Annotated in this window: 1 protein-coding gene; it reads right to left on the bottom strand. The window is 72.0% G+C overall.

The genetic code is table 11. The features are described from left to right. A partial coding sequence (locus ACLBYB_RS32990) for an NAD-dependent epimerase/dehydratase family protein (protein WP_447701404.1) occupies positions 1 to 321 on the bottom strand: 321 nt, incomplete at both ends.

Raw genomic sequence — 321 nt, 5'->3', positions numbered from 1 at the left:
CTCCGCCATCCCGTAGACCGAGGCCGAGGAGGCCATCACGACCTTGGCGACGCCGGCCTCGACGCAGCTCTCCAGCAGGTTGAAGGTCGCGGCGGCCATCACCTCGTAGGCGTGGCGGGGCTCCGCGGCGCACTGCGTGATCCGCAGGGCCGCCTGGTGGAACACCACGTCGGTGCCCTTGACCAGCGTGTCCATCAGGGCGCGGCCGCGGATGTCGCCCTGGACGAGGCGGACGCGGCCGGAGCCGAGGGCGTCCCCGAGATTCTCGGGGCGGCCGCGGATCATGTTGTCGATGGCCACGATCTCGTCGCAGCCGGCCTC

The organism is Methylobacterium sp. D54C (genome assembly GCF_053345595.1).
Note: the sequence above shows the minus strand (reverse complement) of the source record. Positions and strands in the feature narration are given on the sequence as shown.